At 27.3% G+C, this 14124-nt stretch carries 14 protein-coding genes; 12 read left to right on the top strand and 2 right to left on the bottom strand.

All coding sequences use genetic code 11. The annotated features are described in order from the left end of the window. The 12 genes from JG677_RS01815 to serC all read left to right on the top strand — a co-directional run. On the top strand, nt 1-442 hold a 442-nt coding region (locus tag JG677_RS01815), incomplete at its 5' end, for an LptF/LptG family permease (RefSeq protein WP_200284864.1). Between the two features lie 9 nt (nt 443-451). Beyond that, nucleotides 452-1660 carry a diaminopimelate decarboxylase gene (lysA, locus tag JG677_RS01820; RefSeq protein WP_200170072.1) on the top strand — a complete coding sequence of 403 codons (1209 nt, stop codon included), beginning with the start codon at nt 452-454 and terminating at the stop codon, nt 1658-1660. 4 nt (nt 1661-1664) lie between these two features. Next, nucleotides 1665-2432 carry an HAD-IIA family hydrolase gene (locus tag JG677_RS01825; protein ID WP_200170071.1) on the top strand — a complete coding sequence of 256 codons (768 nt, stop codon included), beginning with the start codon at nt 1665-1667 and terminating at the stop codon, nt 2430-2432. After that, nucleotides 2420-2683 carry a chorismate mutase gene (locus JG677_RS01830; protein ID WP_200170070.1) on the top strand — a complete coding sequence of 88 codons (264 nt, stop codon included), beginning with the start codon at nt 2420-2422 and terminating at the stop codon, nt 2681-2683. The genes JG677_RS01825 and JG677_RS01830 overlap by 13 nt, the downstream gene beginning before the upstream one ends. Nucleotides 2684-2800: 117 nt before the next feature. Continuing rightward, nucleotides 2801-4480, top strand: a complete 1680-nt coding sequence (gene fliF / locus JG677_RS01835; protein ID WP_200170069.1) for a flagellar basal-body MS-ring/collar protein FliF — start codon at nt 2801-2803, stop codon at nt 4478-4480. Further along, a complete protein-coding gene (gene fliG, locus JG677_RS01840) occupies nt 4480-5508 on the top strand; it encodes a flagellar motor switch protein FliG (RefSeq protein ID WP_200170068.1) in 1029 nt (342 codons plus the stop codon). Before fliF ends, fliG begins: the two co-directional genes overlap by 1 nt. A gap of 7 nt (nt 5509-5515) precedes the next feature. After that, nucleotides 5516-6337 carry a flagellar assembly protein FliH gene (fliH, locus tag JG677_RS01845; protein ID WP_200284865.1) on the top strand — a complete coding sequence of 274 codons (822 nt, stop codon included), beginning with the start codon at nt 5516-5518 and terminating at the stop codon, nt 6335-6337. Then, nucleotides 6330-8171 (top strand): 1-deoxy-D-xylulose-5-phosphate synthase, encoded by a 1842-nt coding sequence (gene dxs / locus JG677_RS01850; protein ID WP_200217343.1) that lies wholly within the window; start codon nt 6330-6332, stop codon nt 8169-8171. The genes fliH and dxs overlap by 8 nt, the downstream gene beginning before the upstream one ends. 97 nt (nt 8172-8268) lie before the next feature. Then, nucleotides 8269-8679: a peroxide-responsive transcriptional repressor PerR gene (gene perR / locus JG677_RS01855; RefSeq protein ID WP_200170065.1), complete on the top strand. Its 411-nt coding sequence runs from the start codon at nt 8269-8271 to the stop codon at nt 8677-8679. Nucleotides 8680-8957: 278 nt separating this feature from the next. Further along, nucleotides 8958-9662: a bifunctional demethylmenaquinone methyltransferase/2-methoxy-6-polyprenyl-1,4-benzoquinol methylase UbiE gene (ubiE, locus tag JG677_RS01860; RefSeq protein ID WP_200284866.1), complete on the top strand. Its 705-nt coding sequence runs from the start codon at nt 8958-8960 to the stop codon at nt 9660-9662. Continuing rightward, nucleotides 9659-10822 carry an exodeoxyribonuclease VII large subunit gene (gene xseA, locus JG677_RS01865; RefSeq protein ID WP_200284867.1) on the top strand — a complete coding sequence of 388 codons (1164 nt, stop codon included), beginning with the start codon at nt 9659-9661 and terminating at the stop codon, nt 10820-10822. The genes ubiE and xseA overlap by 4 nt, the downstream gene beginning before the upstream one ends. 9 nt (nt 10823-10831) lie before the next feature. Further along, nucleotides 10832-11905 carry a phosphoserine transaminase gene (gene serC, locus JG677_RS01870; RefSeq protein WP_200284868.1) on the top strand — a complete coding sequence of 358 codons (1074 nt, stop codon included), beginning with the start codon at nt 10832-10834 and terminating at the stop codon, nt 11903-11905. A 262-nt stretch (nt 11906-12167) separates the two neighbouring features. Here serC and JG677_RS01875 read toward each other — a convergent pair whose 3' ends face one another. After that, nucleotides 12168-13160: a beta-ketoacyl-ACP synthase III gene (locus JG677_RS01875; protein ID WP_200284870.1), complete on the bottom strand. Its 993-nt coding sequence runs from the start codon at nt 13158-13160 to the stop codon at nt 12168-12170. Further along, entirely contained in the window at nt 13138-14121 is a 984-nt protein-coding gene (plsX, locus tag JG677_RS01880; RefSeq protein WP_200284871.1) for a phosphate acyltransferase PlsX, read from the bottom strand. Before plsX ends, JG677_RS01875 begins: the two co-directional genes overlap by 23 nt. Between the last annotated feature and the right edge of the window lie 3 nt (nt 14122-14124).

The raw sequence follows: 14124 nt of genomic DNA on the forward strand, positions 1-14124 counted from the left end.
CAATGTAAGTAGTAAAGGATTACAAAATGAAGAATTTAAAGATCTAAGAACTTTAGAAGGTTTTAAGCCAAAAATTATTGAAAGTGTGGCAAATAATAGTGATTATTCTATTAAAGATGCATTAGAGGGATTGTTTTTATTTAAAGAGCAAGGTATTAGTTTGCATTCTATAAAAATCTCTCTTTATAAATTAGTTTTTACTCCTCTTTTTGCACCTTTTTTAATGCTTATTATGTATTATTTTTTTCCTATAACAGCTAGGTTTTTTAATTTAGCTTTTGTAAGTTTTATATTTTTTATCATTAGTTTTGGTGTTTGGGGTATATTATTTTTACTTACAAGATTGAGCGAAAATGGGGTTATTTTAACTGAATTTGGCATTATCTTGCCTATTATACTTTTAGCATTGTTTGCAATGTTTATGTATTATAAAAATCGTTAAAGGGTTGAAATGGATTATAAAAAGTTAAGAGATGAGTTTCATACTCCTTTTTATATTTATAATTTTGATGAAATAAAGAAGAATTTTTTAGAACTTAAAGAAGTTTTTAAGGCAAGAAAATCTCAAATTTTTTATGCCCTAAAAGCTAATTCTAATTTAAGTCTTTTGCAAATGCTAATCAAACTTGATAGTGGTTTTGATTGTGTGAGTATAGGAGAAGTAAAAAGAGCTTTAAGAGCAGGCGCTAAACCTTATAAGATTATTTTTAGCGGTGTAGCAAAAACTGAAGAAGAACTTAAAGAAGCTTTAAATTATGATATATTATATATTAATTTAGAAAGTGAAGCTGAAATGCTACTTTTAGAAAAAGTAGCCAAAAAACTTGATATAAAAGCAAGAATTAGTATTCGTGTTAATCCTGATGTAGATGCAAAAACCCATCCTTATATTTCTACTGGATTGAATGAAAATAAGTTTGGAGTAGAGTTAGAGCAGGCTAAAAAAATGTATCTTTATGCTAAGAAATCTTCTTACTTAGATCCTATAGGAATACATTTTCATATAGGATCTCAACTTTTAGATCTTTCTCCTGTTTATGAAGCTGCAGAAATTGTTGCAAAACTTGTAAGAGAATTAAAAGCTTTAAAAATTGATATTAAATTTTTTGATATAGGCGGAGGACTTGGTGTTGCTTATGAAAAAGATGATTTAAAACCAGATCTTTATTCATATGCACAAGGAATTTTGGCAAAACTTAATGGACTTGATGTAACTATAGGAATGGAACCAGGTCGTTTTTTAGTGGCAAAAAGTGGAGAGTTTGTTTGCTCTATTCTTTATGAAAAATATAATAAAACAAAACGTTTTGTGATAGTAGATGGGGCAATGAATGATTTAATACGCCCTAGTTTATATGAAGCATATCACGAAATTATTATGCCCTACAATCAAGGAGAAAAAAGTCTTTGTGATATTGTAGGTGGAATTTGCGAAAGTGGAGATTTTTTTGCAAAAGATAGATTGTTAGAGCAAACACAAAGTGGTGATATTTTAGTGATTAAAGATACGGGCGCTTATGGATTTAGTATGAGTAGTAATTATAATACTAGAAATCGTGTTTGTGAGCTAGCTTTAGAAGAGGGCAAAGTAAGAATGATACGCCAAAGAGAGACTTTTGAAGATCAAATAGCTTTAGAGGAAAAATTTTTAAAAGATTAAAAAAATGTTTTTTTTAGATGTTCAGGGCACTTTACTATCAGATAAAGACAAAACTTTAATTTCTGGTGCTAAAGAGTTAATTAGTTTTTTAAATTTACAAAATATACCTTATATTATCATTACTAATAACACAAAAAAGCTTGATTTTTTGCAAATTTTAAGGCAAAAAGGTTTAGCTATTAAAGATAATGCTTATATTGATCCTTTCTGTGTTTTAAAAGATCTTTTAAAACCTTGTAAGATTGCAGCTTTTGGGGCTATTGAATTTTTACAAAATCTTGAAATTTTAGGTTATAAAATTGATTTTAATCATCCTGAAGCTTTATTGATTTCTAGTTATGATGATTTTAAATTTAAAGACTTTGCTAGCATGATAGAACTTATTAAAAAAGATATTAAAGTAATTGCCATGCATGAAACAAGTATTTATAAAAAAGATAATAGGCTTTATCCAGGTATAGGTAGTATTATGGCTATGCTTAAAAATGCTATAAATTTTAAGTATGAAGTAGTTGGAAAGCCTAGTTTATCTTTTTATAAAGAAGCTTTAAGGCTTATTCAAAAACAAAATCAAAAAATTAGTTTTAAGGATGTTTGTATTATAAGTGATGATTTTATAGGAGATTTAGTAAAAGCTAAGAGTTTAAATATGAAATGTATTTTGGTTTTAAGCGGTAAAATTAGTGATACTAAAGGAATTAATATAAACTTACTTGATAAAATTTATCCTAGCGTTTTAGAATTTTTAGAGGATTTAAAATGCAAGATTTAAATGACTTAAGAGCAAAAATTGATACTTTAGATGATAAAATTTTATATTTACTTGATAAAAGAATGTCTTATGTTAAAAAAATAGGCAAGATAAAACAGAGTAAGGCTAAGGAGATTTGTGATTTTAAAAGAGAGGAAGATATTTTAGAGCGTCTTAAAAATACTAAATATAAATTTTTAGATGCAAAAATGATTAAAAGTATTTATAAAGAAATTTTTATAATATCAAAACAAATACAAAATTTAGATTAAGATTTTATTAAACTCTTAATTGATTTTTGATACAATAAAATTATTTTTTAAATTTTTGTAATATAATTTTCAGTTTAGATAAATGAATAGTTATTTGTAAATTTATTGAGGTTGCATATGGATTTTAAAAATATGTTCCATCAAATTGGACAACTTTATCAAAATTTAAGCCGTAAACAACGTATAGTTATAGCAGCTTCTATTGTTGTAGTGGTTGGATTTTTAGTTTTTTTAAGTTTATATCGTAACTCAGGAAGTGCTACTTCAGATGGCTATGCTATTTTGGTTGAAAATGTAAAACCAAGTTCATCTGCTGCTATTGTTTCAAAATTGGAGCAAAATGGTGTTCCTTATCGTTTGCAAAATGAAAATACAATTTTAGTTCCCCAAGATCAGGTTTATAGACAAAGGATGATTATTGCATCTGAAGGCCTTATTAAGGATAGTCGTGTAGGTTTTGAAGCTTTTGACCAACAACAATTTGGTGCCACCAATGAAGAACAAAAAGTTAAATATCAAAGAGCAATTGAAGGAGAACTTGCTAGAACTATTGAAACTTTAGAACCTATAAGATCAGCGGTTGTGCATATAGCTTTTCCGAAAGAGAGTGTTTTTACTGAAAGACAAACTCCACCCACTGCTTCTGTTGTACTTAATATTAAAGAAGGTTTAAAACTTACAAGAAAACAAATTGATGGGATAAAAAATATTATTTCAGCTGCAGTTCCAAAGCTTACCAAAGAAAATGTAAGAATTAGTGATCAAAGTGGAGCTCCTTTGGATGAACTAGAAGCTTATGAGAGTGATGTAATTGCTGCACAAGTTAGATATAAAAGAGATCAAGAAAGAGAATTAGAAGAAAAAATTATATCAACTTTGGCTCCTTTTGCTGGCGGAACTGATAAAATAGAAGTTAATGTAAATATAGATTTTGATTTTTCTAAAAAAGAATCTCAAAGTGAAATTTATGATCCAAACCCTATAGTTAGAAGTGAGCAAACCTTGGAAGAACAAAGAGAAGGTAGAAAAGAACCAGAAATTCAAGGAGTTCCAGGTGCTGTATCTAATATAGGTCCAGTTCAAGGGCTTGATAATAAAGGTCAAACAGAGCTTTATAAAAAGAATCAAGTAACAACTAATAATGAATTATCTAAAACAATAACTAATACTAAAAAACAATTTGCCACTATTATTAGAACTTCAGCAGCTGTTGCAATTGATGGAAAATATAAAGAGGTTGTTGATCAAAATGGTAATGTTCAAAATGAGTATGTGCCTTTAAGCGATGTAGAACTTAGAAATATAGAAAGTTTGGTACAAAGTGCTATTAATTATAATGCTGCAAGAGGCGATATTGTTGTAGTTAGAAATTTACCTTTTCATCGTGAATCTGTTAAAGTGGAAAGTAAAGTTAGAACTTTTTATTCACGTTTTATCGAGCCATTTATCCCACCTGTTAAATATTTTATTGCAGCTATTTTACTTTTTATCTTTTACAAAAAAGTTATTGGGCCATTTATGCAAAAAATGCTCGAAGATGCAACCCCAGAAGAGCAACAACAAGCTCCTGGTTTGGTATTAGATGAAGCAGAAGATGCTATTGAGAAATTCAATGCGGCAAGGAAAAAAGTTGAAGAACAACTTGGTTTTGGTGATAATTTTAATGAAGATTCTATCCAATACGAAGTTTTACTTGAAAAATTAAGAGGAATTGTAAATGATAAAAGTGAAGAAATTGCCGCTTTGCTTCAAAATTTAGTTCAAAATGATTCTGAATTTAGCGAAAAGGATATGTGATGATAAAGCTTAGTGAAGAACAAAAAATGATTTATGATGATTTATCTATGCCTGAAAAAGTAGCTATTTTCTTAATTCAGCTCGGAGAAGATGCTACAACGGCTGTCTTTTCGCATATGGAAATTGATGTTATTACTGAAATTTCAAGATATATAGCTATGGCAAAAAATGTTGATAGATCTGTAGCTACAGCAGTTTTAGAAGAATTTTATACCTTACTTCAATCAAATCAATATATAAAAAGCGGTGGTTTAGAATATGCAAAAGAAATACTTTTCCGCACCTTTGGTCCAGATATTGCCAATAAAATTCTCGAAAAACTTACTAAAAGTATGGAGAATAACCAGAATTTTGCTTATTTGGCGCAAATTAAACCACAACAACTTGCTGATTTTATCACAAAAGAACATCCACAGACTATTGCTCTTATTTTGGCTCATATGGACTCGATCCATGCAGCTGAAACTTTAGAGTATTTTAGTGATGAGTTAAGAGCTGAAGTTGTAATTAGAATGGCAAATCTTGGTGATATTTCTCCAAGTATTATTAAAAGAGTTTCTGCAGTACTTGAAAGCAAGCTTGAAAGTCTTACTTCTTATAAAGTTGAGGTAGGTGGTCCAAGAGCTGTAGCTGAAGTACTCAATCGCTTAGGACAAAAAGCAAGTAAATCTACCATTACTTATATTGAGCAAAGTGATGAGCGTTTAGCTGAAACTATTAAAGAGCTTATGTTTACTTTTGATGATATTAGCAAACTTAGCACTAATGCAATTCGTGAAATTTTAAAAGTTGCTGATAAAAAAGATTTAATGATAGGTTTAAAAGGTGCAAGTGAAGAATTAAAGCAAAAATTTCTTTCTAATATGTCCTCAAGAGCTAGCGAAGCATTCTTGGAAGAAATGGGATTTTTAGGAGCTGTAAGAGTAAAAGATGTTGAAGAAGCACAAAGAAAAGTAGTTGAAGTGGTACAAAAATTAGCAGAACAAGGTTTAATACAAACAGGTGATGCAGATGAAATGATAGAATAGGAATAATATGACAAATCGTAGTAATGTAATTTCTAAAAAAGATAATGAACAACATGTTGTTGAAGGTTACAGATTTAAAGTTATATCCGAATTTAACAACGAACAAGAAAAATCTCATATCAATACAAATAATGAAATTAAAAATGAGAATGAAATAGCCTTTAAAGAAGAGCAAACTCAGACTATTTTAAAAGATAATGAAACTACCGAAGAAAAACAAATTGATTTTCAACCAAGTTTTGTAGAGGATTTGCTTAAAAAAACAGATGAAATGTCAAGTAATATTATTAAACTCCAAATGCAAATTGAAAATCAAGAAAATGAATTTAACAATCGCTTAAATTCTGAACTTGAAAATGCAAAAGAAAAATTTACACAAGAAGGTTATAATAATGCTAAAATAGAATTTGAAAAGGAATTAAACGAATTAAAAGAAAGGTATTTAAAAAGTATTTTAAAACTTGATGAGGCAAGTAAAAATTTAGATTCATTTATAGAAAAAAATAAAAAAGAATTAGCAGATACTGCAATTGATATTGCCAAAGAAGTAATTTTAAAAGAAGTAGAGGATAATTCTTCTAAAATTGCTTATTCTTTAGCAAAAGATTTGATTTCAGAATTAAAAGGTGCTGGAGAAATAGATATTAGAGTAAATTGCAATGATTATGATTATTTAAAATCTGAATTTAAAAATGATCTTAATATTAAAATTACTTTAGATGATGCAATTTCTAAAGGAAGTGTTGTAATACTAAGTGATTTAGGAAATATAGAATCAAGTCTCAATCAAAGATTAGAAAAAATTAAAAGAATGATTAATAATGAGTAAGAGATTGTACTATACTCATAAAGAACTTCAAAATTTAAATATCAAAGAACTTGAAGAACTTGCTTCTAATTTAAGAGAAAAAATTATAGAGGTAGTTTCAAAAAATGGAGGACATTTAAGCTCAAATTTAGGTGTTGTAGAACTTAGTATCGCAATGCATGTAGTTTTTGATCATAATAAAGATCCCTTTATTTTTGATGTTTCTCACCAATCCTATGCTCATAAACTTTTAAGTGGAAAAGAAGGTATTTTTCACACCTTACGTCAATTTAAAGGACTTAGTGGATATACTAAACCAAATGAAGGAGATTATTTTATTGCTGGACATTCTAGCACCTCGATTTCTTTGGCTATTGGAGCTTGTAAGGCTATAAAATTAAAAAATGAAGATCGTTTGCCGGTAGTTTTGATTGGAGATGGAGCTTTAAGTGCTGGGATGGCATATGAGGCTTTAAATGAATTAGGTGATAGAAAATACCCTTGTGTTATTATATTAAATGATAATGAAATGAGTATTTCAAAGCCAATAGGAGCTATTTCTAAATATCTTTCTCAGGCAATGGCAACGCAGTTTTATCAAAAATTTAAAAAAAGAGTAGAAAAAATGCTTGATTTTTTGCCAGATAGTGCAACTTATATGGCAAAACGCTTTGAAGAAAGCTTTAAATTAATTACTCCAGGACTTTTATTTGAAGAATTAGGACTTGAATATATAGGTCCGATTAATGGACATAATTTAAATGAGCTTATTAGTGCTTTAAAACAAGCAAAACTTATAAAAAAACCTTGTGTTATTCATGCACAAACTATAAAAGGCAAAGGTTATTCTTTAGCCGAAGGAAGACATGCTAAGTGGCATGGAGTAAGTGCTTTTAATATAGAAAATGGAGAAAGTATTAAAAAACAAGATAAAAAAAGTGCTACCGAAATTTTTAGCCAAAATTTACTAGAGTTAGCAGATAAATATGAAAATATAGTCGGAGTTACTGCTGCTATGCCTAGTGGAACCGGACTTGATAAACTTATAGAAAAATATCCTCAAAGATTTTGGGATGTTGCTATTGCAGAACAACACGCTGTTACTTCTATGGCAGCTATGGCAAAAGAAGGTTTTAAACCTTTTATAGTTATCTATAGTACTTTTTTACAGCGTGCATATGATCAAATAATTCATGATTGTGCTATTTTGAATTTAAATGTTATTTTTGCTATGGATAGAGCTGGAATTGTAGGTGAAGATGGAGAAACTCATCAAGGAGTTTTTGATATTAGCTTTTTGTCACCTTTACCTAATTTAACGCTTATTGCCCCAAGAGATGAGGCTATGATGATAAAAATTATGGAATATGCTTATCATCATAAAGGTCCTATAGCTTTTCGCTATCCTAGAGGAAGTTTTATTTTAGATAATGAATTTAAAGCATGTGAAATAAAATTAGCTAAAGCTCAATGGCTCATTGAAAATGAAAGTGAAATTGCTTTTTTAGGTTATGGTCAAGGTGTTGGAAAAGCTTGGTGTGTTTTAAAAAATCTTCAAAATAATCAAAAAAATGTCAATTTAATTGACTTAATTTTTGCTAAACCTTTAGATGAGGAATTGCTTAAAAAACTTGCACAAAAAACTAAAATATGGTTTGTATTTTCAGAAAATAATAAAATAGGTGGTGTAGGAAGTTTATTGAATACTTTTATACAAGAAAATGATTTAAATATTAAACTTATCAGTTTTGAATATAAAGATAAATTTATAGAACATGGAAAACTTTTTGATATAGAAAAAGAATTACAACTTGATATTAACTCTTTAACAAAGAATGTTTTAAATTATATTTAGTTTATTATTTAATAAAAAATATTATTTAATAAATATAAACTTGTTTTAATGATTTTATTATATAATTATCATTTATAAATTTTTCGAGGTGGAGATTATGGAATTGTTAGAAATGCTGAAAAAACATGAACTTAAAGCAACACCACAAAGACTTTGCGTCTTAAAAATTTTAAAACGTCATGAACATCCAAATATAGAAGAACTTTATGAAGAGATTAAAAAAGAATATCCATCTATTTCTTTGGCGACTGTTTATAAAAATCTAAATACTTTACAAGAACAAGGTTTAGTGGTTGAAATAAATGTAGCCAATCAAAAAACTTGCTATGATATTTATGAGGAAGAACATATACATATTATATGTTCTAAATGTAGTAATATAGAAGATTTAAATTTTAAAGATTCAAATCTTAAAGAGTATCAAGAACATTTAGAAAAAAAGATTGGCAATATTATAAATCATTTAGCAATTTGTGCTTATGTTGATGGTTGTAAAAAATGTCTTTAAATTTATTGGAATTGCTTAAGTAATTTCCAATATCTTATAAAGAAATCTTGATTTAAAATTAAATAATTATTCTTAAAATTTTACACTCTTAAAATTGTTAAATCTATCTGTTTTTCTATAATTTTTAATACAATTAATTTTTGTTAAATTTAGATAATTTTTGCTTAACTAAGATTTTTTATAAAAAATAAATACTAATTAAAAAAGTGCTAAAATTTTTTAATTATAATAGTTATTTATTAAATAAAAGATTTCCATATAAATTAATGAGGAATAAAATGCAAAAGCAAGAGAAAATTGTTCAAATGTTTAACGAAATTGCTCCTAGTTATGATAAAGCAAATAGAATTTTAAGTTTTGGTATTGATATAACTTGGCGCAAAAAGGCTTGTAATTATGTTTTAAAAAATTATAATAAAATAGATTTAAATATTGTTGATGTTGCTTGTGGAACTGCTGATATGATTAATATTTGGCAACAAGAAGCTTTAAAACTTAATAAACAAATTTCTAAAATTATAGGTGTTGATCCTAGTGAAGGTATGTTAAAAATTGCAAGAGAAAAATATAAAGAAATTTTATTTATAAAAGCTTTTGCACAAGATTTACCTTTAGAGGATGAGAGTGCTGATATTATGAGTATAAGTTATGGGATTAGAAATGTTGTTGAAAGGAAAAAAGCTTTAAAAGAGTTTTTTAGGGTTCTTAAAAAAGATGGTTTATTTTTAATTTTAGAATTTAGCAAACAGGAAAAAAAAGGTCTTCTATCTTTTTTTAGGGATTTTTATCTTAAAAATATTTTACCTATTTTAGGCGGTTTTTTAAGTAAAAATAAGAGCGCTTATGAATATTTACCTAATTCAATTGATCATTTTTTAAGTGAGCAAGAATTAGCTAAAGAATTACAAGAAGTCGGTTTTAAAATAGTAAAAATTAAAAATTTTAGTTTTGGTATTAGCTCTATGTTTGTGGCAAAAAAATGACCGTAAGCGAACTTAATATAAAAGCTAAAGCTTTACTTGAAACTCATTTTGAAAATATTATTTTAAGTGGAGAGTTATCAAAAATTACCATGCATTCTTCAGGGCATTGGTATTTTGAACTTAAAGATGAAAATTCAAGTATTTCTTGTGTAATCTTTAAATGGGAAAATTTAAAATTAAGTTTTATACCTAAAGTTGGAGATTCTTTAGAATTAATTGGAAGTCTTAGTTTATATTCTCAAAGCGGACGTTATCAATTCATAGCTAATAGTATTAGAAAAATAGGTTTTGGTGATTTAGAAGAAAAATTTTTAGCTTTAAAGGAGCGTTTAAATAATGAAGGTTTATTTGATATAAAGTATAAAAAACAATTACCTAAATTTCCTTTAAAAATAGGTATTATAAGCTCTTTTACTTCAGCAGCTTTAGAGGATATGTTAAAAATAATAGAGCAAAAATCTTATTTTTTAGCAAAAATTTATATTTTTAATGCTTTAACACAAGGAAATTTAGCCCCTGCTTCATTAATAAATGCTTTAAAAAAAGCGGATGTAAAAAAACTTGATGTTTTAATTATTGCAAGAGGTGGAGGAAGTAGAGAAGATCTTTTTTGCTTTAATGATGAAAATTTGGCTAGAGAAATTTTTAAAGCAAAAACACCTATTATTTCAGCTATTGGACATGAAATTGATTATGTAATTAGTGATTTTGTTGCAGATCTTAGAGCACCAACTCCTAGTGCAGCTATAGATTTGCTTATTCCATCGAGAATGGATTTAGAGCAAGATTTAGATTTTAAAATGCAACAATTAAAAACTCTTTTACAAACAAAATTTAAAAATTTAGAATTAGAGCTTTTAAATTTAGAAAAAATATTAAAGGCTAATTCTTTAAGTACTTTAATCTTTCAAAAAATCAATCAAAGCAATCATTTAAAACAACAATTGTTTTTTTCTATAAAAAATAAATTAAATATTGCTTATTTGAATTTAGAAAAAATAGAAAATTCTTATAAACAACATAAATCTTTTTTTCAAAAAAGTAAAAATTTAGTTAGCATTGAAAAAGATGGCAAAATAATGAATTTAAAAGATTTAAAACAAAATGATAAAATAATTTTAAATTCTCAAGATGATAGAAAAGAAGCACAAATTTTATAAAGGAAAAATATGAGAAAAATTAATTTTAGTGCAGGACCTTCAACTTTACCTTTAGAAGTTATAAAAGAAGCCAATGAAAATTTACTTGATTATAAAGGGCTTGGTTTTTCTATTATGGAGTTTAGTCATAGAAGTAGTGTTTTTGAAGAAATTCATTTTAATGCTATGAAAATGGCTAAAGAACTTTATGGTTTAAATGATAATTATGAAGTTTTGTTTTTACACGGAGGAGCAAGTTTGCAATTTGCTATGATTCCTATGAATTTATATTTAGGTGGAATTTGTGAGTATGTAAATACTGGAATTTGGACTCAAAAAGCTATTAATGAGGCTAGAATTTTAGGTGTTAATCTTAAAGTCGTTGCTTCAAGTAAAGAAGAAAATTTTTCTTATATACCAAAGGTAAGTTTTAGTGATGATGCTGATTATGCTTATATTTGCTCAAATAATACTATTTATGGAACACAATATAAAGAATATCCAAAAACAAAATGTCCTTTAATTATCGATGCTTCAAGCGATTTTTTTTCTAGAAAAATAGATTTTTCCAATATTGCTCTTTTTTACGGAGGAACTCAAAAAAATGCTGGAATTTCAGGTTTGTCTTGTATTTTTATTCGTAAAGATATGCTAGAGCGAAGTAAAAATAAAAATTTGCCAAGTATGTTAAAATATAGCATTCATTCAGAATATAATTCTTTATTTAACACTCCTTGTAATTTTGCCATTTATATTTTTAATCTTGAAATGCAATGGCTTTTAAAACAAGGGGGTCTTGATGTAATTTATAAAAAAAATTTAGAAAAAGCAAATCTTTTATATAAGATCATAGATGAAAGCGAAGGTTTTTATAAAGTTTATGCTCAAAATAAAGATAGATCTTTAATGAATGTAAGTTTTAATATAAAAGATGAGAATTTACTTCCTGTATTTTTAAAAGAAGCAGAACAAAACAATCTTTTAGGACTTAAAGGTCATAAACTTTTAGGCGGAATTCGTGCAAGTATTTATAATGCTATAACTTTAGATCAGGTTAAAATTTTGTGTGATTTTATGAAAGAATTTCTGAAAAAATATGCGTAGTTATATTGATAATTTGAAATATCTATTTCAAATATATTGCCATAAAAAAGCTCTAATAGCTTTAATTTTATAGATTAATTTGATAATTTAAGTTTTTTAATATAAAAGCTATTTAAAAATAGATTTAAAAAGTTAAATTTTTATACAATTTTTTAGTTTTTTATGTAAAGTTTTTTAAATTGTATTTTTAAAAAATACAATTTAAAAAATTGAATTTATTATTGTTGTTTTATTGAAGAATATTATTTTTAAATGAAAAATTTTAATAATTTTCGCCACCAAATTTAAGTAAGGCAGAACCCCAAGTAAAACCACCTCCAAAAGCGTCAAGTAGTATTAAATTTCCTTTTTTAAGACGTCCTTCTTCATAAGCATCATTCATAGCCATAGGTATAGAAGCGGCTGAGGTATTTCCATATTTTTGCACACATATAACACATTTATCATTTTCTAAATTTAGTTTTTCTTGTACAGCTTTAATAATACGTAAATTTGCTTGATGAGGTATAAAAAGATCAATATCACTTGCTTTGAGTTTATTTTTTTTCAAAATTTCTATAACATCATTACTTAAAGTATTAACAGCTATTTTAAAAACTTCATTTCCTTTCATACTCATACAAAGTGGGCTACTTATGCTCGACTTTTGTGAACGTTTAGTCATTAAAAGATCACCATAATCACCATTACTTGAAGTATGAACATCAATGATAGGGTTATTGTAATCAAGACTTACAATTCCAGCTCCAGCTCCATCTCCGAATAAAATACAAATACTTCTATCTTGATAATCAATAATAGAACTTGTTTTTTCTGCGCCTATAATTAAAACATTTTTTTTGGCACCACTTTCAACCATAGCTTTTGCAAGCTCTAGCAAATAAATAAAGCCTGTACAAGCAGCTGAAATATCAAAAGCTGTTATATTTTTAAGCCCTAAATTTGAAGCTATTTTGCAAGCAGTTGAGGGCATAGCAAAGTAATCAGGACTTAGAGTTGCTACTAAAATAGCATCAATATCATTAGGATTTAAATTTGCTCTTTTTATAGCTTTTAATGCTGCTTTGGTTCCAAGATCACTTGTTTGCTCATTATCACTAGCAATACGTCTTTCTTTAATTCCTGTGCGTCTTGTTATCCATTCATCTGAGGTATCGACTATTTTTTCAAGATCAAAATTGCTTAAAATCTTTTCAGGTATATAAGCTGCTATACTACGTAAAGATGCTTTATTAACTATATTTTGAGAGTTCATTTTCTATAACTTGATTAATATTTGATTCACTAAAGTTAATGGCTTGAAAAATTGCATTTTTAATTGCTCTAGAATCACTTTTTCCATGGCTTATAATAACACAACCATCAACACCTAATAATGGCGCTCCACCATATTCTTGCCAGTCAATACGCTTTTTAAGTCTATAAAAAGAATTTTTAAGTAGTAAAGCTCCCAATTTTGAAATCAAAGATTTTTTAATTTCTGATTTTAATATTTGAAATATAGCAGTTGCAACACCTTCGCAGGATTTAAGAATGATGTTACCATTAAAACCATCACAAACTAAAACATCAATACTTCCATTAAAAATATCTCTACCTTCAGCATTTCCAACAAAATTTGGAATTTGTTTCATAAATTGATGAGCTTCTTTTGTAAGCTCATTGCCTTTACCTTCTTCCTCTCCATTAGAAATAAGGGCAATTTTTGGTTTTTTAACTTTCATGATTTCTTTAGCATAAATTTCGCCCATTATTGCAAATTGAAATAAATTTTCAACCTTACAATCAGTATTTGCACCAACATCTAAAATTAAAGTATTTGTTTTAATATTTGGCATTAAAGTTGCTATAGCAGGTCTTAAAACATTTTTAAGCCTTCCTAGTTTTAAAGTCGCTAAAGACATAGTTGCGCCACTATGTCCTGCTGAAACAACCGCTTTTGCTTTGCCTTGTTTAACAAGATCTATAGCTTTATAAATGGTTGTTTCTTTTCGTTTTAAAACATCTGTTGCATTTTCTTCCATAGAGAAAATTTCGTTTGCCTCTTCATATTGAATGTATTTTTCTAAATGTTGCGGAATTAAAGGCTTTAAAATTTTAGATTGACCTACCAAGATCGCATTAAAAGGCTTTATATTTAAAGCTTCTATTACACCTTCAATAATAGGTTTTTCTCTAAAATCTCCACCCATTGCATCAATTGCAATGTTTATCATAAA

The sequence above is a fragment of the Campylobacter sp. TTU-622 genome (assembly GCF_016598965.1).
In the GTDB taxonomy this organism is placed as follows: Bacteria; Campylobacterota; Campylobacteria; order Campylobacterales; family Campylobacteraceae; genus Campylobacter_D.

What these genes read in the sequence shown, in the direction of transcription:
- lysA (WP_200170072.1), top strand. Translation starts at nt 452, where the DNA reads ATGGATTATAAAAAGTTAAGAGATGAGTTTCATACTCCTTTTTATATT.
- JG677_RS01825 (WP_200170071.1), top strand. Translation starts at nt 1,665, where the DNA reads ATGTTTTTTTTAGATGTTCAGGGCACTTTACTATCAGATAAAGACAAA.
- JG677_RS01830 (WP_200170070.1), top strand. Translation starts at nt 2,420, where the DNA reads ATGCAAGATTTAAATGACTTAAGAGCAAAAATTGATACTTTAGATGAT.
- fliF (WP_200170069.1), top strand. Translation starts at nt 2,801, where the DNA reads ATGGATTTTAAAAATATGTTCCATCAAATTGGACAACTTTATCAAAAT.
- fliG (WP_200170068.1), top strand. Translation starts at nt 4,480, where the DNA reads ATGATAAAGCTTAGTGAAGAACAAAAAATGATTTATGATGATTTATCT.
- fliH (WP_200284865.1), top strand. Translation starts at nt 5,516, where the DNA reads ATGACAAATCGTAGTAATGTAATTTCTAAAAAAGATAATGAACAACAT.
- dxs (WP_200217343.1), top strand. Translation starts at nt 6,330, where the DNA reads ATGAGTAAGAGATTGTACTATACTCATAAAGAACTTCAAAATTTAAAT.
- perR (WP_200170065.1), top strand. Translation starts at nt 8,269, where the DNA reads ATGGAATTGTTAGAAATGCTGAAAAAACATGAACTTAAAGCAACACCA.
- ubiE (WP_200284866.1), top strand. Translation starts at nt 8,958, where the DNA reads ATGCAAAAGCAAGAGAAAATTGTTCAAATGTTTAACGAAATTGCTCCT.
- xseA (WP_200284867.1), top strand. Translation starts at nt 9,659, where the DNA reads ATGACCGTAAGCGAACTTAATATAAAAGCTAAAGCTTTACTTGAAACT.
- serC (WP_200284868.1), top strand. Translation starts at nt 10,832, where the DNA reads ATGAGAAAAATTAATTTTAGTGCAGGACCTTCAACTTTACCTTTAGAA.
- JG677_RS01875 (WP_200284870.1), bottom strand. Translation starts at nt 13,160, where the DNA reads ATGAACTCTCAAAATATAGTTAATAAAGCATCTTTACGTAGTATAGCA.
- plsX (WP_200284871.1), bottom strand. Translation starts at nt 14,121, where the DNA reads ATGATAAACATTGCAATTGATGCAATGGGTGGAGATTTTAGAGAAAAA.